Origin of the sequence: Streptomyces olindensis (genome assembly GCF_040645895.1) — a bacterium.
GTDB classification, from domain to species: Bacteria; Actinomycetota; Actinomycetes; order Streptomycetales; family Streptomycetaceae; genus Streptomyces; species Streptomyces olindensis.
The window spans coordinates 55,250-73,621 of sequence record NZ_JBEYZD010000038.1; the positions used below are offsets into that span (position 1 = coordinate 55,250).

18 protein-coding genes are annotated in these 18,372 nt (G+C 73.0%); 14 read left to right on the forward strand and 4 right to left on the reverse strand.

Annotated features, from left to right (window positions below):
• Window positions 1-93: 93 nt before the first annotated feature.
• The 4 genes from ABZ948_RS24145 to ABZ948_RS24160 all read left to right on the forward strand — a co-directional run bounded on the left by ABZ948_RS24145 (window position 94) and on the right by ABZ948_RS24160 (window position 7,080).
• Window positions 94-1,626 (forward strand): DUF4331 domain-containing protein, encoded by a 1,533-nt coding sequence (locus ABZ948_RS24145; protein ID WP_359762739.1) that lies wholly within the window; start codon window positions 94-96, stop codon window positions 1,624-1,626.
• Between the two features lie 102 nt (window positions 1,627-1,728).
• Window positions 1,729-3,753, forward strand: a complete 2,025-nt coding sequence (locus ABZ948_RS24150; RefSeq protein WP_359762741.1) for a tetratricopeptide repeat protein — start codon at window positions 1,729-1,731, stop codon at window positions 3,751-3,753.
• The gene (locus ABZ948_RS24155) at window positions 3,750-5,369 is read left to right on the forward strand and encodes a HoxN/HupN/NixA family nickel/cobalt transporter (RefSeq protein ID WP_359762743.1); all 1,620 of its coding nucleotides are present in this window, start codon (window positions 3,750-3,752) and stop codon (window positions 5,367-5,369) included. Before ABZ948_RS24150 ends, ABZ948_RS24155 begins: the two co-directional genes overlap by 4 nt.
• Before the next feature lie 79 nt (window positions 5,370-5,448).
• Window positions 5,449-7,080, forward strand: a complete 1,632-nt coding sequence (locus ABZ948_RS24160; RefSeq protein ID WP_359762745.1) for a serine/threonine-protein kinase — start codon at window positions 5,449-5,451, stop codon at window positions 7,078-7,080.
• A 4-nt stretch (window positions 7,081-7,084) separates the two neighbouring features.
• Here ABZ948_RS24160 and ABZ948_RS24165 read toward each other — a convergent pair whose 3' ends face one another.
• Entirely contained in the window at window positions 7,085-7,891 is an 807-nt protein-coding gene (locus ABZ948_RS24165) for an SGNH/GDSL hydrolase family protein (RefSeq protein ID WP_359762747.1), read from the reverse strand.
• Window positions 7,892-8,229: 338 nt separating this feature from the next.
• Between ABZ948_RS24165 and ABZ948_RS24170 the strand changes: the two genes are divergently transcribed.
• From ABZ948_RS24170 to ABZ948_RS24200, 7 genes are all read left to right on the forward strand, one after another.
• Window positions 8,230-9,435, forward strand: coding sequence for a S8 family peptidase (locus ABZ948_RS24170; RefSeq protein WP_359762749.1), 1,206 nt, complete (start codon window positions 8,230-8,232; stop codon window positions 9,433-9,435).
• A 470-nt stretch (window positions 9,436-9,905) separates the two neighbouring features.
• Window positions 9,906-10,727 carry a glycosyltransferase family 2 protein gene (locus tag ABZ948_RS24175; protein ID WP_359762751.1) on the forward strand — a complete coding sequence of 274 codons (822 nt, stop codon included), beginning with the start codon at window positions 9,906-9,908 and terminating at the stop codon, window positions 10,725-10,727.
• A complete protein-coding gene (locus ABZ948_RS24180) occupies window positions 10,724-11,713 on the forward strand; it encodes a glycosyltransferase family 2 protein (RefSeq protein WP_359762753.1) in 990 nt (329 codons plus the stop codon). The genes ABZ948_RS24175 and ABZ948_RS24180 overlap by 4 nt, the downstream gene beginning before the upstream one ends.
• Window positions 11,706-12,506 (forward strand): polysaccharide deacetylase family protein, encoded by an 801-nt coding sequence (locus tag ABZ948_RS24185; protein ID WP_359762755.1) that lies wholly within the window; start codon window positions 11,706-11,708, stop codon window positions 12,504-12,506. Before ABZ948_RS24180 ends, ABZ948_RS24185 begins: the two co-directional genes overlap by 8 nt.
• Before the next feature lie 74 nt (window positions 12,507-12,580).
• The gene (locus ABZ948_RS24190; RefSeq protein ID WP_359762757.1) at window positions 12,581-13,675 is read left to right on the forward strand and encodes a DUF5925 domain-containing protein; all 1,095 of its coding nucleotides are present in this window, start codon (window positions 12,581-12,583) and stop codon (window positions 13,673-13,675) included.
• Window positions 13,676-13,775: 100 nt separating this feature from the next.
• Entirely contained in the window at window positions 13,776-14,171 is a 396-nt protein-coding gene (locus ABZ948_RS24195) for a hypothetical protein (protein WP_359762759.1), read from the forward strand.
• A gap of 61 nt (window positions 14,172-14,232) precedes the next feature.
• Complete coding sequence (locus tag ABZ948_RS24200; protein WP_359762761.1) at window positions 14,233-15,003, forward strand: DUF72 domain-containing protein; 771 nt, start codon at window positions 14,233-14,235, stop codon at window positions 15,001-15,003.
• Window positions 15,004-15,132: 129 nt separating this feature from the next.
• Here the strand turns inward: ABZ948_RS24200 and ABZ948_RS24205 are convergent, their stop codons facing one another.
• Window positions 15,133-15,501, reverse strand: a complete 369-nt coding sequence (locus tag ABZ948_RS24205; RefSeq protein ID WP_359762763.1) for a GntR family transcriptional regulator — start codon at window positions 15,499-15,501, stop codon at window positions 15,133-15,135.
• Between the two features lie 71 nt (window positions 15,502-15,572).
• Here ABZ948_RS24205 and ABZ948_RS24210 point away from each other — a divergent pair, with 71 nt between their 5' ends.
• Window positions 15,573-16,499: a GNAT family N-acetyltransferase gene (locus ABZ948_RS24210; RefSeq protein ID WP_359762765.1), complete on the forward strand. Its 927-nt coding sequence runs from the start codon at window positions 15,573-15,575 to the stop codon at window positions 16,497-16,499.
• Window positions 16,480-16,980: a ribonuclease FAU-1 family protein gene (locus ABZ948_RS24215; RefSeq protein ID WP_359762767.1), complete on the forward strand. Its 501-nt coding sequence runs from the start codon at window positions 16,480-16,482 to the stop codon at window positions 16,978-16,980. The genes ABZ948_RS24210 and ABZ948_RS24215 overlap by 20 nt, the downstream gene beginning before the upstream one ends.
• Here ABZ948_RS24215 and ABZ948_RS24220 read toward each other — a convergent pair.
• Window positions 16,939-17,598, reverse strand: coding sequence for a class I SAM-dependent methyltransferase (locus ABZ948_RS24220; RefSeq protein ID WP_359762768.1), 660 nt, complete (start codon window positions 17,596-17,598; stop codon window positions 16,939-16,941). The genes ABZ948_RS24215 and ABZ948_RS24220 overlap by 42 nt on opposite strands.
• A 139-nt stretch (window positions 17,599-17,737) precedes the next feature.
• On the opposite strand from ABZ948_RS24220, the gene ABZ948_RS24225 reads away from it, so the two are divergent.
• Window positions 17,738-17,872 (forward strand): hypothetical protein, encoded by a 135-nt coding sequence (locus ABZ948_RS24225; RefSeq protein ID WP_359762769.1) that lies wholly within the window; start codon window positions 17,738-17,740, stop codon window positions 17,870-17,872.
• Between the two features lie 30 nt (window positions 17,873-17,902).
• Here ABZ948_RS24225 and ABZ948_RS24230 read toward each other — a convergent pair whose 3' ends face one another.
• Window positions 17,903-18,352: a GNAT family N-acetyltransferase gene (locus tag ABZ948_RS24230; RefSeq protein ID WP_359762771.1), complete on the reverse strand. Its 450-nt coding sequence runs from the start codon at window positions 18,350-18,352 to the stop codon at window positions 17,903-17,905.
• Window positions 18,353-18,372: the final 20 nt, after the last annotated feature.

Sequence of the window (18,372 nt, forward strand, 5' to 3'; positions counted from 1 at the left end):
TGCTCCGTAAGAACGTTTGAGATTCGACCAATCCACTCTGCCGACCGCTCCGAATGGCGTGTGTCAGGCAAGTTGACACGGAGGACGGACGGCATGACACCTAACCCCAGGACCCGTGCGGGACGCAGGAGCATCGCGACCGCGGTGTGTGGCGCGCTGGCCGCAGGCGGGCTCACGGCCGCCGGTGTGACCGCGCTGGCGCCTGAGGAGGCCTCCGCCTCCAGTCACCGGGAGGCCCCGCTGATCTCGGGGACGCCGCAGTACGACAACACGGACGTGTATGCGTTCGTCAGCCCGGACAAGCCGGACACGACGACCATCGTCGCGAACTGGATCCCGATGGAGGAGCCGGCCGGCGGGCCGAACTTCTTCACGTTCGCCGAGGACGCGCAGTACGACCTGCGCATCGACAGCAACGGTGACGCGAAGGAAGACCTGCTGTTCCGGTACACGTTCAAGACGCACACGAAGAACGACAAGACGTTCCTGTACAACACGGGCCCCGTCGAGAGCCTCGACGACCCCGACCTCAACATCACGCAGACCTACGACCTCGAACTGATCAAGCTGCGCGATCTGAAGGCGGTGTCGAAGACCAAGGTCGCCGACGACGTGCCGGTGGCGCCGTCGAACGTCGGCAAGGCGTCGATGCCGGACTACAACACCCTGCGCAAGCAGGCGGTCCACAAGCTCGCCGGGGGCGCCCAGACGTTCGCCGGGCAGGCCGACGACCCGTTCTTCCTGGACCTGCGCGTCTTCGACCTGCTGTACGGCGGGAACCTCTCCGAGGTCGGCAACGACACGCTCAAGGGCTACAACGTCAACACGATCGCCCTGCAGGTCCCGAGCAGCTTCCTGACCGAGTCGCACGAGCAGCCGGTCATCGGCGTCTGGTCGACGACGCAGCGCAAGAACGCCCAGGGCTACTTCGCGCAGGTCTCGCGCCTCGGCAACCCGCTGGTCAACGAGGTCGTCAACCCGCTGAAGGACAAGGACACGTTCAACGCGTCCGCGCCCCGGGACGACGCCCAGTTCCTGAAGAACGTCACCAACCCGGAGCTGCCGAAGCTCATCGAGGCCATCTACAAGATCCCGGCGCCGGACGAGCCGCGCAACGACCTGGTCGACGTCTTCCTCAAGGGCGTCAAGGACCTCAACCAGCCGCCGCACGTCACGCCGTCCGAGCAGCTGCGTCTCAACACCTCGATCAAGCCCGCCGCGAAGCCCAAGCGGCTGGGTGTCCTCGACGGCGACAACGCCGGCTTCCCGAACGGCCGTCGGCTCACCGACGACGTGATCGACGCCTCCCTCCAGGTCGTCGAGGGTGAGCTGCTCGGCGCGAAGAACGACCTGGGCGACGCGGTCGACAAGAACGACAAGGACTTCGAGAAGGCCTTCCCGTACGTCGCCCTGCCGACGGAGGGTTCGCGCGGCCCGCTCGCCAAGGGCGTGGACGGCGGCAACGACGTCCGCAGCCAGCTGGGCGACGCGCTCCAGCCGGCGAACGCGCAGGGCTCGGACGACATGCAGCTGATCGCCGCGTCCGCCGGGGCCGGGGCGGGCGGCATCGTCCTGATCGGCGCGGCCCTGATGTGGTGGCGCCGCATGCGGAACCGGGCGTACTGACCCGCTCCGCTCCCTCTGCCGGCGCGGCCCGTTCCCACCATCCCCCACGGCACGGGCCGCGCCTCACCCTCCCGCACCAGCACACCCGACCGAGGAGAGGTCATGCCTCCGCGTACGACCGACAGCACACCGGAGAGGCGCGACGACCGCCCGCGGTCGACGGACCCGGAGCCCGAGACCGACGGACCGCGCTCCGCGGACCGGTCCGGGAGCCCGGCCGCCGAGGCGGGGGCGCAGCGGGCCGGTGACGCCCAGGGCGGAACGGACACCGCCGAAGCGGAGACGGACACGGCCGAGGCACGGACCGACCCGGGCACCGAACGACGACCCGAACCGAATCCGCCGGGCGAAACGACCCCCCAGACCGACTCCGATACCGGACGACGGCCCGACCCCGGTGCACCCGCCGGTCCGGGCACCCGCCGTCCCGCCGAGGGCGACTCCGGCAATGGAAACGAGCCGCACACCCACGGCTCCGCCGACGCCGACGGCCCGGCCGACGCCCGGGGCTCCGCCGACGCCGACGGCCCGGCCGACGCCCGGGGCTCCGCCGACGCCCGGGGCTCCGCCGACGCCCGGGGCTCCGCCGATGCCCGGGGCTCGGCCGACGCCGACGGCCGCGCCGACGGTCCCGCTGACGCCCACCACCCCGCCGACGCCCACGGCTCCGCCGACGCCCAGAGCCCCGCTGACGCCCACGGCCACGCCGATGCCCACCGCCCCGCCGACGCCGACGGTGTCGATCCGCGTGTGGTCGCGGTGCGGCGGGCCGCTGACGGGGGGCGGCGTTGGCGGGCGGCTCATCTGGCCGGGTGTGCCGCGCTGCTGGCGGTGGCGCTGACCGGTGGGGCCGTCGCCTTCGGGGGTGTCGGGGACGGTGGTGCGGGCGCCGGTGCCCAGGCCGTGTCCGCCGCCGGGGCGCTGTCGCCCGGCGATCTCGCCCGGGGTGATCTGGCCGCCGGGATCGCGTCCCTCCAGCGGCACCTGCGTGCCCAGCCGAGGGATCACGGCGGTTGGGCCACCCTCGGGGTCGCCTACGTCGAGCAGGCCCGTACGAACGGCGACCCCTCGCGCTACCCGCAGGCCGAGCGCGCCTTGCGGCGGTCCCTCGACCTGAAGCCCGGCAACGACCAGGCCCTCGCCGGCCGTGCCGCCCTGGCCGCCGCCCGGCACGACTTCCCGGGCGCCCTGGAGTTCGCCGACCGGGCCCTGAAGCAGAACCCCTACAACGAACGCGCCCTGTGCACCCGTATCGACGCCCTGGTCGAGCTGGGCCGGTACGACGACGCCGCCGAGGCCGCCGACACCGCCGACGACCGGCGCCCCGGCGTGCCCGTCTTCACGCGGTACGCGTACGTGCGCGAGCTGCGCGGCGACGTCCGCACGGCCCGTGACGTGCTGGAGCGCGCCCTGGGCTCCGCCCACGCACCCGCCGACGTCGCGTACGTCGCCACCGCCCTCGGACAACTGGCCTGGAACCAGGGCGAGTACGCCACGGCCCTCGACCACTACGCCCGCGCCCTCGCCGCCGACGACGACTACCTCCCCGCCCTGGAGGGCCGGGCCCGCGCCCAGGCCGCGAAGGGCGACCGGGCGGCGGCGGTCGAGGGGCTGGAGCAGGTCGTCGCCCGCTTCCCGCTGCCGGGCCCGCTCGTCGCGCTCGGCGAGCTGTACGAGGACCGCGGCGCCGACGGCGACCGGGCGAAGGCCGGCGACCAGTACGCCCTGGTGGACGCCTGGACGTCCCTCGCCCGCGCGGGCGGGGTCAACGCCGACCTCGACGCGGCGATGGCCGCCGCCGACCACGGTGACAAGGAGGCGGCCCTGCGCGCCGCCCGCGCCGAGTGGGACCGCCGGCACAGCGTGCACACCGCCGACGCCCTCGCCTGGGCGCTGCACGTCAACGGCCGCGACGAGGAAGCCCTGCCGTACGCCCGCCGGGCCACGGCCACCGGCTACCGCAACGCCGCCTTCCTCTACCACCGCGGCATCATCGAACGCGCCGCCGGCGACGAGCGCGCCGCCCGCGAGCACCTGAAGGCCGCGCTGGACCTGAACCCCGGCTTCTCGCCCCTCGGCGCGCGCGAGGCCCGTACCGCACTCGAGGACCTGGAGGGGAACCGGTGACCCTGCGCCGGCTGTTCGCGTCCGGCGCCGCCGTCCTCACGGCCGCCTGCGCGCTCACCCTGCTGCCCGCCGCCACGGCGAGCGCCCATCCGCTGGGCAACTTCACCGTCAACCGCTACGACGGCCTGGTCGCCGCCCCCGGCGAACTCCGCGTCCACCACGTCGAGGACCTCGCCGAGATCCCCGCGACCCAGGCGAAACCGGAGATCGAGCGGCTGGGCATGACGATGTGGGCCCGCGAGCGGTGTGCCACGGCCGCCCGGGACAGCCGGGTCACCGTCGACGGCCGGGCCGCCCGCCTCACCGCCGAGCGCGGCCACGCGCGCGTGCGGCCCGGGCAGGCGGGGCTGGACACCCTCCGCGTGGAGTGCGAGCTGACCGCTCCCCTCCCGTCCGGCGCGTCGGACCGGGAGGGCGTCTCCCTCGGCTTCCGCGGCGCGGGCGCCTCCTCCGGCCCGGGCTGGCGGGAGATCACGGCGCGGGGCGACCGTATGACGCTCACCGCGTCGGACGTACCGCGGAAGTCGATCTCGGCCGAACTGACCGAGTATCCCGAGGAGTTGCTCTCCTCCCCCGCCGACACCGCGTCCGCCGCGCTGCGGGTGCGCCCCGGCGGCCCGGCGCTGGCCGAGGAGGAGTCGGACGCCCCCGCCGCCTCGGTGCTGCCGCGCGGTGCCGACCGCTGGACGCGGGCCCTGGACGAGCTGGTCGCCCGGCACGACCTCACGGCCGGTTTCGCCGCGCTGGCCCTCCTCATCGCCGTCGGCCTGGGAGCGATGCACGCGCTCGCCCCGGGCCACGGCAAGACCATCATGGCCGCGACGGCGGCGGCCCGGGGCGGCCAGGCCCGGATGAAGGACGTCCTGCCCATGGCCGCCTCGGTGACGGTCACCCACACCCTGGGCGTGGTCGCCCTCGGCCTGCTGGTCACGGCCGGGTCGGCGGCGGCGCCCTCGGTGATCGCCTGGCTCGGTGTCGCCAGCGGGATCCTGGTGACCCTGGCGGGCGCGAGCCTGCTCCGCCGCGCCCTGCGCAACCGCGCGCACCCCCACCGGCACGGCCACGGCGGCCACAGCCATGATCACGGCCACCCGCACGATCACCCGCACGACCACGACCACCACCATGACCACGGGCATGACCACGGGCATGATCACGGCCACGATCACCACCACGACCACCCGCACGATCACGACCGGGGCCACCCTCACTCCCACCCGCACACCATCGAGCACACCCATGGCGGTTTCACCCACTCCCACCCCGTCGCACCCACGCTCCGCGGCACGATCCTCATGGGCTTCGCGGGCGGGCTCGTGCCCAGCCCGTCCGCCGTGGTGGTGCTCGTCGGGGCCGCGGCCCTCGGGCAGGCCTGGTTCGGTCTGCTGCTCGTCGTCGCCTACGGCGTCGGGCTGGCGCTCACCCTCACGGCCGCCGGGTACGCCGTCGTCAAGGCGGGCAGCGGCATGACGCGGCTGCTGGACCGGCGCCCCCGGTGGACGGCCGGGCCTCTCGCGGCCCTGGTGCGCCGCACCGCCCCGCTCGGCTCGGCCGCCGCCGTCGTCGTCCTCGGGGCCGGACTCGTGTTCAAGGGGGCGGCATCCGCACTGGGCTGAGTTACGTTCGTGAGGAAATACGACGTCCTGGGGAAAACAGACCTCATGGAGATTCCGCCCGGCTGCGAATGGGGGCGCCGTGTCCGAAGAACCGGGCCATGAGCGGGTGATCGCGGGCCGCTACCGCCTCCTGGCACCGCTCGGCGAGGGCGGTATGGGGACGGTGTGGCGCGCCCGCGACGAGGTGCTGCACCGCGAGGTCGCCGTCAAGGAGGTGCGCGCCCCGGCCGGGCTCGGGGGCGACGACGTCCAGCGGATGTACGCCCGGCTGGAGCGGGAGGCGTGGGCCGCGGCCCGGGTCGCCAACCGGAACGTCGTCACGGTCTACGACGTGGCGACGGACGGCGGCCGGCCGTGGATCGTCATGGAGCTGGTCCGGGGCCTGTCCCTGGCCGAGGTCCTGGACGCCGAGGGCCCGATGGCGCCGCAGCGGGCCGCGCACATCGGCGCCGAGGTGCTGGCCGCGCTGCGGGCGGCGCACGAGGCCGGGGTGCTGCACCGGGACGTGAAGCCGGCCAACGTGCTGATCGCGAACGACGGCCGGATCGTGCTCACCGACTTCGGGATCGCCATGGTCGAGGGCAGCTCCGCGCTGACCATGACCGGCGAGGTCATCGGCTCGCCCGAGTTCCTCGCCCCGGAGCGGGCGCTCGGCCGCACGCCCGGCCCGGAGTCCGACCTGTGGTCGCTCGGGGTGCTGCTCTACGCGGCGGTGGAGGGCCACTCCCCGTTCCGTCACGACACCCCGCTGAGCACGCTGCGCGCGATCGTCGACGAGGAGCTGCCGCCGCCGTACCGAGCCGGGCCGCTCGCCCCGGTCATCGAGGGACTGCTGCGCAAGGACCCCGAGCAGCGGCTGCCGGCCGAGCGGGCCGAGCAGGATCTGCGGGTCGTCGCCGCGGGCGGCTCGCCGCACGCGGACACCGTACGGGCGGCGCCCTTCCCGCCGACCGTGGCGGCCCGCCCCGAGCCCTCTCCCACGCCCCCGATGCCGTTCCCGGGCGGGCCGGCGGCGTCCGGCTCGGGGGCGACGACGACGGCCACCGGCCGGGACCGCGACCGCCGGGCCGGCCGGGTGCTGGTGGCGGGCGTGGTCGCGCTGGCGCTGGCGGTGGGAGGGCTGACGTACGCACTGCTGAACAACGGCGACGGCGACGGCAACGGCGACCGCGGTGCCGGGGTGGGCACACCCACCGAGACCAAGAGCCCGCCGCCGAACACCGGGAGCGGGAAGTCGAGCCCTTCCCCGAAGCCCAGCGAGAGCGAGGAGAGCGGTCCGCCGCCGCAGTCGGTGCGGGTCGGCCTGGACGGCACGCGCACGGACTACTCGGGCCCGTGCCCGCCGCCGAACGAGCGGGCGCCGAGGTTCACGGCCACGTTCACGGTGGGGCGGCTGCCGGCCGAGGTGCGCTACCGCTGGGTGACCCAGGACGGCACGGTGCTCGACGGGGGCTGGAAGACGCTGTCGTTCCCGGAGGGCGGCGGCCGTACGAAGCACGACGCGGTGACCGTGACGACGGACGCGGAGAGCGGGACGTTCGAGAACGAGATCGGCGTCGAGGTGCGGGAGCCGGTGCGCACGACGTCCGAGTCGGTGCCGTTCTCGATCACGTGCGAGACGGAGACCCCGACGGACGGGGCCTCCCCTTCTGCTTCGGTCCCTGAGTCGGACCCGGGTTCCGACACGGAGTCGGACCAGGACTCCGGCTGAACGGTCAGTCGTTGGCGTTGAGCACGGGCAGATAGCCGCCCGACTGGCCGGGTGCCTTCGGGTGGTAGGACTCGCCGATGTTGAGCCAGTTGACGCTGTGCAGCCAGGAGTCGCCGGAGCAGATCTCGTGGCCGGTGAAGGTGCCGCGTACGTCGCCGAAGGTGAAGCCGTGGTCGGCGGCGCGCTTGGCGATGGCGGTGTTGAGGTGGTCGGAGGCGTCGTTGATGGCCTTGCGCTTGGTCTCGGAGAGGCGGAGGCAGGAGGTTCCGAGCTTGTAGAAGCGGGGGTAGCCGAGCACGACGACGCGGGCGTTGGGCGCCTTGGAGCGGATCGCCGAGTACACGCTGTCGAGCTTGCCGGGCAGGGTGGAGTCGACGTACGCCCGGGCGGTGTTGATGCGGGAGACGCAGGCGCTGTCGGACTGGGTCACACAGGTCGTCATGACGTCGGCGAACCCGGCGTCGTTGCCTCCGACGCTGAGGGAGACCAGGCCGGTGGTGGCGCTGAGCGGGGCGAGCTGTCCGGACAGAACTTCACCCGTTCGGGCGCCGGAACAGGCCGTGAAGTCGAAGGTCGAGGGTGAGTGGGCGGCGGCCCAGAGGTAGGGGTAGGCCTTCGTGCTGCGCTTGCAGTCGCCGCTGGAGCTGATGTAGCTGCCGGCGCCCACTCCGGAGGAGTAGGAGTCACCGAGCGCCACATAGCCGCCAGTTGCGGCGAGTGAGGACGCCTGCGCCGTGGCTGCCCCGGTGAGGGCGGTGCCGGCGGCGAGGAGGAGCGAGCTCACGAGGACGACAAGTCGGGAACGTCTCATGGAACCTCCCTTTAGCAGGATCTCTGCCATAACCGTCGTAGCAGCTACGCGTGTTGACAGGAAGTGTCCATGCCAAGTCTTTTCGGCCCTTTCCGGGATGCTCACGGCGCGTTCACCGCACGTCGTGTTACGCGTTCGGCACCCGTTGTTACGCGTGCATGACAGATTTGTTGACTCGTGCTCAACTCTCTTGTTCTACGCCGGTAGATGGTCGACGCTTTACTCCGGCCGGGAGCGGAACGCGACGCTCCCGGTCCGTGTGCGCGAGCACGCGCACACCCCCCACATGACGCGCGCCCCACCCAGGCGCGCGCCGCCTAGAGGAGGACTCCCTCGTAATGGCACAACTGCGTAGCAAGAGACTCGGATTCGCCGCCGTCACCCTGTCGGCGACCGCCGCCCTCGTGGGCGGGCTCACCGCCCTCCCCGCCCAGGCCGCCCCCGCCGAGGGCCGGGTGCTCGCCGCGGACTCCCCGGCCGCCGTCAAGGACAGCTACATCGTCACGCTCAAGAAGAGCGCGGGCCTGAGGGCGTCCTCGGCAGCGGGCAGGAACCTCGTGAAGGAGTACGGCGGCACGGTCGAGAAGACGTTCGGCAAGGCGCTGAACGGCTACTCCGCCGACCTCTCCGCCGCCGAGGCCAGGCGCCTCGCCGCCGACCCGGCGGTGGCCTCGGTCGAGCAGAACCAGCGCGTCCAGCTCTCCGCGACCCAGACCAACGCCCCCTGGGGCCTGGACCGCATCGACCAGGCCTCGCTCCCGCTCTCCGGCACCTACACCTACCCGGACAGCGCGGGCAGTGGTGTCACGGTCTATGTGATCGACACCGGTGTGCGCATCACCCACCAGCAGATCAGCGGTCGTGCGGCGCACGGCTACGACGCCGTCGACGGCGACACCAACGCCTCCGACGGCAACGGCCACGGCACCCATGTGGCCACCACCATCGCGGGCTCGACCTACGGCGTCGCCAAGAAGGCGAAGATCGTGGGTGTGCGGGTGCTGAACAACAGCGGCTCCGGCACCACCGCGGGCGTGATCGCGGGCGTCGACTGGGTGACGAAGAACCACTCGGGCCCCTCGGTCGCCAACATGTCGCTCGGCGGCGGCGCCTCCACCGCCCTCGACACGGCCGTCCGCAACTCCATAGCCAGCGGCGTCACCTACGCCGTCGCCGCGGGCAACAGCAGCACCACCGCCTCCTCGTCCTCCCCGGCCCGGGTCGCCGAGGCGATCACCGTCGGCGCCACCACCAGCACCGACGCCAAGGCGAGCTACTCCAACTACGGCTCGGCCCTGGACATCTTCGCGCCCGGCTCCTCCATCACGGCCGGCTGGCACACCAGTGACACCGCCACCAACACCATCTCCGGCACCTCGATGGCGACGCCGCACGTGGCGGGCGCCGCGGCGGTCTACCTGGCGGGCCACACCTCCTCCACCCCGGCCCAGGTCGCCTCGGCCCTGGTCGGCGGCGCGGTCACCGGCAAGGTGACGAGCGCGGGTTCGGGTTCGCCGAACCGGCTGCTGCAGCTCGTCCCGTAAGCACGAACATCTGAACGGCCGTTCCCCGGCAGGCCTGACGCGCCTGTCGGGGAACGGCCGTTTATGTGACGGGAACCTTTCAACTTCCGCCCCACAAAACACCTCCCGCAACGACCAAACCAACAAAAACGTGAGGGGCCGTTCCAGGTCTTGCCATACGGGTTCAATCGTCAATACCGTCATACATCTCACCCGCATCGGTCCGTCAGTACGCGGCTCTAGGGGAGGGCTCAAGACCGCGACGTACCGGCGCGGGGCGCGGTAGGGGGGTGCCGTGCTCGGTGACCGCAACTGTCTCCGGGCCGTGCCGCGCGGTCGGCTGCCGTTTTCCGGGCCGGCCAGCTTTGCCAGCTCACCCGGCGTGCCGAAGGTCCATCTCGGCGTGCCCCGGGTGAGAACCCCCCTTTCGAACCGGACTGGATCCGGACTGCCCTGGGGGGGCGGTCCACCGGACGAGAGGGCCCCGACTCATGAGCTCAGTTCTGCAGCCGGCCGTGACGGACGAGCATCCGCCGACCGCAGCGAAGTACCGGCCCGTCTCCTCTCACCTGGCGATAGCGCCGCCGGTGAGCGTGGTCATCCCGGCCATGAACGAGGCGGAGAACCTTCCGTACGTCTTCAAGACCCTGCCCGACTGGATCCACGAAGTGGTCCTGGTCGACGGCAACTCCACCGACGACACCGTCCGGGTGGCCCGCGAGCTGTGGCCCGAGGTCAAGGTCGTCGAGCAGCGCGGCAAGGGCAAGGGCGACGCCCTGATCACCGGCTTCCAGGCCTGCACCGGCGACATCATCGTGATGGTCGACGCGGACGGCTCGGCCGACGGCAACGAGATCGTGTCGTACGTCTCCGCGCTGGTCTCCGGCGCGGACTTCGCCAAGGGCTCCCGCTTCGCCAACGGCGGCGGCACCGACGACATGACCTTCATCCGCAAGCTGGGCAACTGGGCGCTGTGCACGGTCGTCAACCGCAAGTTCGGCGCCCGCTACACCGACCTGTGCTACGGCTACAACGCCTTCTGGCGGCACTGCCTCGACAAGATCGACCTCGACTGCACCGGCTTCGAGGTCGAGACGCTGATGAACATCAGGGTCGTCAAGGCCGGGCTCAAGGTGCAGGAGATCCCGAGCCACGAGTACCTGCGCATCCACGGCACGAGCAACCTGCGGGCCGTGCGGGACGGGCTGCGCGTGCTGAAGGTGATCCTCCAGGAGCGCTCCAACCGCCGTGCGCTGCGCCGCCGTTCGGACCGGTCGCCGATGCTCGACGCCGTCCGGGGAGAGGTGCGTTGAGCGGTCCCGACGTCTCCGTCGTGATCTGCGCCTACACCGAGGACCGCTGGGAGGACATCCTCGCGGCGGTCTCCTCGGTACGGGCGCAGTCCCGGCCGGCCCTGGAGACGCTGCTGGTCGTCGACCACAACCAGACCCTCCTGGACCGCCTCGGCAAGGAGTACAAGGAAGCCGGCGACGTGCGGGTGCTCGCCAACGCGGGCCCCCGCGGCCTGTCCGCCGGCCGCAACACCGGCATCGCCGCCGCGCGCGGCGAGGTCGTGGCGTTCCTCGACGACGACGCCGTGGCCGAGCGCGACTGGCTGCGGCACTTCGCCGAGGCGTACGAGGACCCGCGGGTGCTGGCGGTCGGCGGGCGCACGGTGCCGGTGTGGGCGTCGGGGCGGCGCCCGGACTGGTTCCCGGAGGAGTTCGACTGGGTGGTGGGCTGCACCTACCGGGGCCTGCCGCGCGGCCGGGTCCGGGTGCGCAACGTGCTGGGCGGCAACGCCTCGTTCCGGCGCAGCGCCTTCGACGCGGCGGGCGGCTTCGCCACCGGCATCGGCCGGGACGGCGACAAACGCCCGCTGGGCTGCGAGGAGACGGAGCTGTGCATCCGCCTCAGCCGCGCCCGGCCCGACGCGGTGCTCTTGATCGACGACCGGGCGGTGATCCACCACCGGGTGCCCGAGGTCCGCGAGCACTTCCGGTACTTCCGCACGCGGGCGTACGCCGAGGGCCTGTCCAAGGCCCTGGTGGCCCGGAGCGTCGGCGCGGACAAGGGCCTGGAGTCCGAGCGCCGGTACGCGACCCGGGTGCTGCCGGCCGGGGTGGCCCGGGGGCTGCGGGACGCCCTGCTGGCCCGGCCCGGGGGCGCGGGGCGGGCCGGCGCGATCGTGGCCGGGGTGCTGACGGCGGCGGGCGGGTACGTCGTCGGCAGCGTCCGGGCCCGCCGGGGCGGCACCACCTTCCAGGTGCCCGCGGTCGAGGAGGCGGCCCGTGAGTGACGTACGCGTACCGATCCTGATGTACCACGCGGTCGCCACCGACCCGAACGAGGCGACCCGGGCCCTGTCCGTGACCCCGGAGGCGTTCGCCGAGCAGATGGCGGTGCTCGCCGACCGGGGCCTCACCCCGCTCACCACGGCCGACCTCGCGGCCCGCTGGCGCTCCGGCCGCCCGCTGCCCGACCGGCCGGTCCTCGTCACCTTCGACGACGGCTACGAGGGCGTGCACCGGCACGCCCTGCCCGCCCTCGCCAAGCACGGCTTCCCGGCCACCCTGTTCGTCTCGACCGGGTGGCTGAGGGGGCCGTACGACACCGGGGGCGGCCTGGACACCATGCTCGACTGGGACCAGGTCCGCGACCTCGCGGCGGCCGGTGTCGAGATCGGCGGGCACAGCCACAGCCACCCGCAGCTCGACCAGATCTCCGAGGCCACCCTGCGGTTCGAGCTGATCCACTGCAAGGAGATCGTCGCCGACCAACTGGGCACCGCACCGGCCTCGTTCGCCTACCCGTACGGCTACTCCAGCCGCCGGGTCCGGCATGCGGTGCGCGAGACGGGGTACGCCCAGGCCCTCGCCGTCGGCAACGGCCTGGCGCGCCGCGCGCAGGGGCCGTACGCCCTGCGGCGCGTGACGGTGCGCCGCAGTACGAGCATCGACGAGTTCGAGCGGGTGATCGAGGGCCGGGCGATCACCCGTACGTTCGCCAAGGACCGTGCCCTGACCAAGGGGTACGCCGTGGTCCGCAGGGCACGCCGAGCGGGCCGGCTGGTGTCCCGCCCCGGCGGCTGAACCACACCCGGGAACACGCCGCGTGCGCCGGGAAACCGGGTGCACGCGGCGCCCTCGTGCCGGATCATGGCGGCATGTCTGGGAACCCGCACGAGACGCTGCCGATCCGGCTCACCGTCGACGACTCCGACTCCCCGTCCGACGTCGTCGACGCGCTGTTCCTCGGCCGCTTCGCGACGGGCGAGCAGCCGTACTCCCACGCGGCGAACATCGACCGCGTCCGGTCCGGGGCGACGCTGATGCCGCCCGGCGCCCGCGTGCTGCGCGTCGCCCGGGACGACGACCGCAGCGCCACCCTCGCGGAGGGCGACGGCTGGACGCTGCTGGTCTCGCGCTGGAACCGGGGCGCCGACGTGACGGTGACGGCGACCAGCGCGGAGCTGGCGAAGAAGGTCCTCGACCAGGCCACGGACGGCGCGGCGGACGAGCCCGAACCGCAGCCGGAGAACGTCACGATGGGCTTCTGGTACGTCTCCCCGCGCCGCGGCCCGCACCGCACCACCCGCCAGATCGCGGCGGGCACCTGGGACGAGGTGCGGCCCAACTACACGGCCCCGGTGGCGGACGCCATGGACCGCCTGATGAAGACGACCCCGGAGGACATCGCGGGCCGCCTCCTGCTACTGCACGGCCCGCCGGGCACCGGCAAGACCTCGGCGCTGCGGACCCTGGCCCGCTCCTGGCGCGACTGGTGCCAGGTGGACTGCGTGCTGGACCCCGAGCGGCTCTTCTCCGATGTCGGCTACCTCATGGACATCGCCATCGGTGAGGAGGACGCGGCGGGCAAGGGCCGCTGGCGCCTGCTGCTCCTGGAGGACTGCGACGAACTGATCCGCGGGGAGGCCAAGCACACGGCGGGCCAGGCGCTGTCGCGGCTGCTGAACCTGACGGACGGACTGCTCGGCCAGGGCCGCAACGTCCTGGTCGGCGTCACCACCAACGAGGACCTGGAGCGTCTGCACCCGGCCGTCGTCCGCCCCGGCCGCTGCCTCGCCCGCATCGAGGTGGGCCCGCTGACCCGCCGCGAGGCGGTGGGCTGGCTCGGCACGGAGGACGGCATCGGACGCGAGGGCGCCACCCTGGCCGAGCTGTACGCGCTGCGCCGGGGCACGTCCCCGACGGCCCTGCCGGAGCCGCGTGCGGGTGCGGACGCGGGGCTGTACCTGTAGCCCGGTCCCGCACAACCGCCTCTCACCTCCCCATTACCCAGGCGTGCCAGGGTGGGCGCGGCGGCGGCACCACGCTCCGCCGGGACGAAGGAGGGCTCTGATGGCACACACGGCACCCACCGTGTTCGGCGAACCCACCCACCGCCTCGCGCGGTGGGTCCTGCCCGTCGTCCTCGGTGTCGTCTACGGCAACTGGGTCGCGGTGAACCGGCGTCACGGCGGTCCCATCACCGGGCCGGACCTGGCGTGGGGCGTGTGGAGCGCGCTGGCCTTCACGGCCGTCTGCGTCGCCGTCGTCCAGGTGACCCGGCGCCTGCGGCGCGAGCTGCACGCCCTGCACGCCCTGATCCGGGCCGTCTTCGCCGGCGTCGCGCTGGGCTTCCTCTACAGCCAGACCGGCGACGACGTCCGCCCGGTGGTCATCACGTCGGTGCTGGTCACGGCGGCCGTCTTCCTGCTGCTGTTCTACCGCTTCCACACACGCGCCGACGCGTAGCGTCCCGGACGCCCCGGTCGCCACCGCCCCCTCCCGGGGCGTCCGGTGCTTTGATGGAGGTATGACCCTGTTCGTCGGTACGTCCGGGTGGCAGTACAAGGACTGGCGGGACGTCCTGTACCCGTCCGGGCTGCCGATGCGGCTCTGGCTGGAGGAGTACGCGGGGCACTTCGCCACCGTCGAGATCAACAACGCCTTCTACCGGCTGCCAGCCCGGGACACCTTCGAGGACTGGCGGGAGCGGGTGCCCGGGGACTTCGTCGTCGCGGTCAAGGCGAGCCGCTATCTGACCCACATCAAGCGGCTGAAGGACCCCGAGGAGCCGGTGCACCGCCTGATGAGCCACGCGGCCGGTCTCGGCGACCGCCTCGGGCCGGTCCTCCTCCAGCTCCCGCCCAACCTGCGCGCCGATCCAGGTCTGCTGGACGCCTGCCTGGCCTGCTTCCCGGCCTCGACCCGGGTCGCGGTCGAGCCGCGTCACGACTCCTGGTGGACCCCGGAGGTCCGCTCAGTCCTGGAGTCCCGGCGCGCCGCCCTGTGCTGGGCGGACGTCCTGGCCCGCCCCGTGACACCGCTGTGGCGCACCACGGACTGGGGCTACGTCCGCTTCCACCAGGGCCGCGCCCACCCCTGGCCCCACTACGGCCGCCGCTCCCTCGCCACCTGGCTCGACCGCATCGCCACGACCTGGACCGGCGGCGAGGACGTCTACGCGTACTTCAACAACGACCCCGGCGGCGCGGCGGTGGCGGACGCGAGGGCGTTCGCACGGGCGGGCAGATCGGCGGGCCTGCGGATCACCCGGACACCGGAGCGCCTGGCTCACACCTGACGGTCCCCACGCGTGCCGCTCACCCCTGCCCTGGCCCGGGAAACGCTCGCCCCTGCCCTGGCCCGGGAACCCTGGCCCGGGAAAACCTCGCCGCTGCCCTGACCCGGGAAACGGCCGACCGACGTCGCCCTACTCCCCGTATGCGGCCCGCAGGGCGTCGCGGACCGCGGACAGTGCGGCGTCCTCGCCCAGCCCGAGCCTCCTGGCCCGCTCCGCATAGGCCTGCGCCGCCGACGCCAGCTCCCGGTCCGCCGCCGCCCCGGCGGCGGCCACGAACGTGCCGTGCCGCCCGCGCGTCTCGATCACGCCGTCCGCCTCCAGCGCCCGGTACGCCTTGGCGACCGTGTTCGCGGCGAGCCCCAGCGACTCGGCCAGCCCCCGCACGGTCGGCAGCCGGTACCCCACCGGCAGCGCACCCGATCGCGCCTGCTCGGAGATCCGCGCCCGCACCTGCTCGTAGGGCGGAGCACTGTCGTCGATGTCGATCTTCAAGGTCACAGGCCGATTGTCCCGCACGGGACGGAAAATGAGAGGCACCCGGCACTCACCCCCACGTAACGTGCGCCTCCATGACCGTGATCGTGCGCGACCTGCGCCCCGATGTCCGAGCCGACGCCGAGGGGTTCTCCACCACCCGCCGCCTCGCCCTGCCCTTCATGCTCTCCACGCCCGAGTCCGTGGTGCACACCCTGACCCACGCCCACCCGGACGCCCACTTCACCCAGCTCGTCGCCGAGGAGGACGGGGAGATCATCGGCACGGCCCAGGTCAGCGTCGCCCACGACAGCCCGGAGCCCGGCCAGGGTTCCGCCAACATCTACGTGCGCCCCGACCGCACGCGCCGCGGCGCCGGTTCGCTGCTGCTGCGCACCGCCGAGGAGCGCCTCGCGGCGCTGGGCGTCACAAAGCTGTACGCCTGGGTGCTGGACGAGCCGGAGAACCGCGCCTTCGCCGAGCGGCACGGCTTCCGGGCCCGCCGGTCCGCCTACTTCCTCCGGCTCGACCTGGCGGCCGGGGCGCTGCCGCCCCGCCAGGACCCGCCGGCCGGCGTCGAGCTGCGCACGGCGGCCGACTTCGCGGACGACCCGCGTCCGCTGTTCGAACTGGACGCGGAAGTGGTGCGGGACGAACCCAGTGACATAGACGTCGAGTTCACCGACTACGAGGCCTGGCTGAAGGAGACCTGGCGGCACCCGCTCCTGAACCTCGGCCTGACCACGGTCGCCGTCGTCGACGGCCGTCCGGCCGCCTTCAGCGTGGCCTACACCGACGGCACCCGTTACGGCACCGCCATGACCGGCACGGCCCGCGCGTTCCGCGGCCGGGGCCTGGCCAAGCTGGCCAAGAACGACTCCCTGCACCGGGCCCGCGCGGCGGGGTATACGGAGGCGTTCACGGGGAACGACACCGGCAACGGACCCATGATCGCCATCAACAAGTGGTTCGGATACGAAGTCTGCGCGACGGAGGTGCGCTATGTCCGCGAACTCGGCTGACCGGCCCGGACAGCTGGATGTCGTCCTGGTCAAGGCGGGCCGCACGAAGATCCGTTACAGCAGTGAGCTCCTGGCGGACGACGGCACGCGCATCGCGGTCCGCGCCCCCTGGGCGGGCTCGGGAGTCCGCGACTTCGGGTTCGTCCGCTTCGAGCCCGGGGACGTCTTCACCGAGTACTACTGGCGGGACCGCTGGTACGCGGTGAAGGAGGTCCGCTCCGCGACGGGCGCGCTGAAGGGCTGGTACTGCGACATCACGCGCCCGGCGCGGCGCTCCGGCCCGGAGCTGGTCGTCGAGGACCTCGACCTGGACCTGTGGCGCTCCGCGGACGGCACGGACGTACTGCGCCTGGACGAGGACGAGTTCGCCGAGAGCGGCCTCGCCGAGGCGGATCCCGGGGCGGCGCGCGCCGCCCTGGCGGCCCTCGACGAACTGGAGTCACGCGCCCGCGGCGGGGACTTCACCGAGCTCCTTGCCTGACGCCCGGGCCCGCGCCACCACCGCGTACCGCTCGTCCGTCACCTCCTTGCCCCACAGCAGCGGGTCGCCCGACAGCCGCTCCACGCGCACCTGACCGGCGATCGGGGCGAGAAGGCCGACGAGCCGGTCCTCCGGTATGCCGACCGGTGCGGTGCTCCCCCAGACGCCCTCGACCAGGACGAGCCGCCCGCCCGGCCGCAGCAGCCCGTACCAGTGCCCGAGGGCGCGGCCGGGGTCGGGCAGGGCCCACAGGACATGCCGGACGAGCACGGCGTCGAAGCGCCGCTCCCCGACGGGCGGTGCCGCGGCGTCGCCGACGAGGAACACCGCGTCGCGCCCGGCCAGTTTCTCCCGGGCGAGCGTCACCATCGCCGGGGAGAGGTCCACTCCCGTCACCCGGTGCCCCTGCTCGGACGCGAGGAGTGACAGGCTGCCCGTGCCGCAGCCGAGATCGAGGACGTCGCCCGCGCGGCCGGGCAGCCAGCCGCGCAGCCGCCCGGCCCAGGCGCGGCGCACCGCGGGGTCGCGCAGTCCGTGGTCCGGTTCCTCGTCGAAGGAGGCGGCCCGCGCGTCCCAGTCCATGTTCGCCGAGGTCATGCCGTCACTCTGGTTCGTCATGCGCCCAAGAGTGACACCCGCCACTGACACTCGAATCGTGACTGCCGCCACTGACAGACCGGGAGCGATGAGGAACTCTCCCCCGAAAGGTCTACCTCCGTGAGAACGCGGAACCCGGTAGACCCGTAAGGAGGCAGCCATGCGCCGTGTGACCGTGCAGAAGCCCCTGAAGAAGACGGACGTCCGCCGGGCCCGCGAGGAGGCCGACGAGCGTCCCTCCGGGCGCCCGGAGGTCCGCAAGGACATCGCACGCACCTGGTGGCCGGACGCCTGAACGGCCGGTGCCGATCATGAGACGCACGCGTCAGAGCAGCCGCTTGCGGTAGTGGACACGGTCGTAGGGACCGTCCATACGGCGCTCCACCAACTCGTAGCCGTACTTCGGATAGATCTTCTGGTTCTCCCACATCAGCGCGTTCGTGTAGAGCCTGACCTCGGGCAGACCCAGCGCACGCGCGTGTGCGTCCACGAATTCCAGCAGCCGTCGCCCCACTCCCCTGCCGTGCGCGGTGGGGTGGACGGCGATGGTGTCCAGGAAGAGATGGTCCGCGAACGCCTCGACCACGACGAGGCCGACGACGGGCTCGCCCGTCAGGAACACCTTGCCGGCGGCCACGTCGGCCGCGTGGTCCTCCTCCATGGGCTGCGGCACCCGGCCGATGCGCTCGACGTAGGGGCGGAAGGCCGCGTCGATGACGTTCTCGACGACCGGTACGTCGGCGGCGCCGGCCGGCCGGATCTCCTTGTCTGCCATGCCGCGACGGTACCTACCTG

Excerpts from the sequence above, each read along its gene's own strand:
- ABZ948_RS24145 (WP_359762739.1), top strand. The coding sequence starts at position 94 with ATGACACCTAACCCCAGGACCCGTGCGGGACGCAGGAGCATCGCGACC.
- ABZ948_RS24150 (WP_359762741.1), top strand. The coding sequence starts at position 1,729 with ATGCCTCCGCGTACGACCGACAGCACACCGGAGAGGCGCGACGACCGC.
- ABZ948_RS24165 (WP_359762747.1), bottom strand. The coding sequence starts at position 7,891 with ATGAGACGTTCCCGACTTGTCGTCCTCGTGAGCTCGCTCCTCCTCGCC.
- ABZ948_RS24170 (WP_359762749.1), top strand. The coding sequence starts at position 8,230 with ATGGCACAACTGCGTAGCAAGAGACTCGGATTCGCCGCCGTCACCCTG.
- ABZ948_RS24175 (WP_359762751.1), top strand. The coding sequence starts at position 9,906 with ATGAGCTCAGTTCTGCAGCCGGCCGTGACGGACGAGCATCCGCCGACC.
- ABZ948_RS24190 (WP_359762757.1), top strand. The coding sequence starts at position 12,581 with ATGTCTGGGAACCCGCACGAGACGCTGCCGATCCGGCTCACCGTCGAC.
- ABZ948_RS24195 (WP_359762759.1), top strand. The coding sequence starts at position 13,776 with ATGGCACACACGGCACCCACCGTGTTCGGCGAACCCACCCACCGCCTC.
- ABZ948_RS24200 (WP_359762761.1), top strand. The coding sequence starts at position 14,233 with ATGACCCTGTTCGTCGGTACGTCCGGGTGGCAGTACAAGGACTGGCGG.
- ABZ948_RS24210 (WP_359762765.1), top strand. The coding sequence starts at position 15,573 with ATGACCGTGATCGTGCGCGACCTGCGCCCCGATGTCCGAGCCGACGCC.
- ABZ948_RS24215 (WP_359762767.1), top strand. The coding sequence starts at position 16,480 with ATGTCCGCGAACTCGGCTGACCGGCCCGGACAGCTGGATGTCGTCCTG.
- ABZ948_RS24220 (WP_359762768.1), bottom strand. The coding sequence starts at position 17,598 with ATGACGAACCAGAGTGACGGCATGACCTCGGCGAACATGGACTGGGAC.
- ABZ948_RS24225 (WP_359762769.1), top strand. The coding sequence starts at position 17,738 with ATGCGCCGTGTGACCGTGCAGAAGCCCCTGAAGAAGACGGACGTCCGC.
- ABZ948_RS24230 (WP_359762771.1), bottom strand. The coding sequence starts at position 18,352 with ATGGCAGACAAGGAGATCCGGCCGGCCGGCGCCGCCGACGTACCGGTC.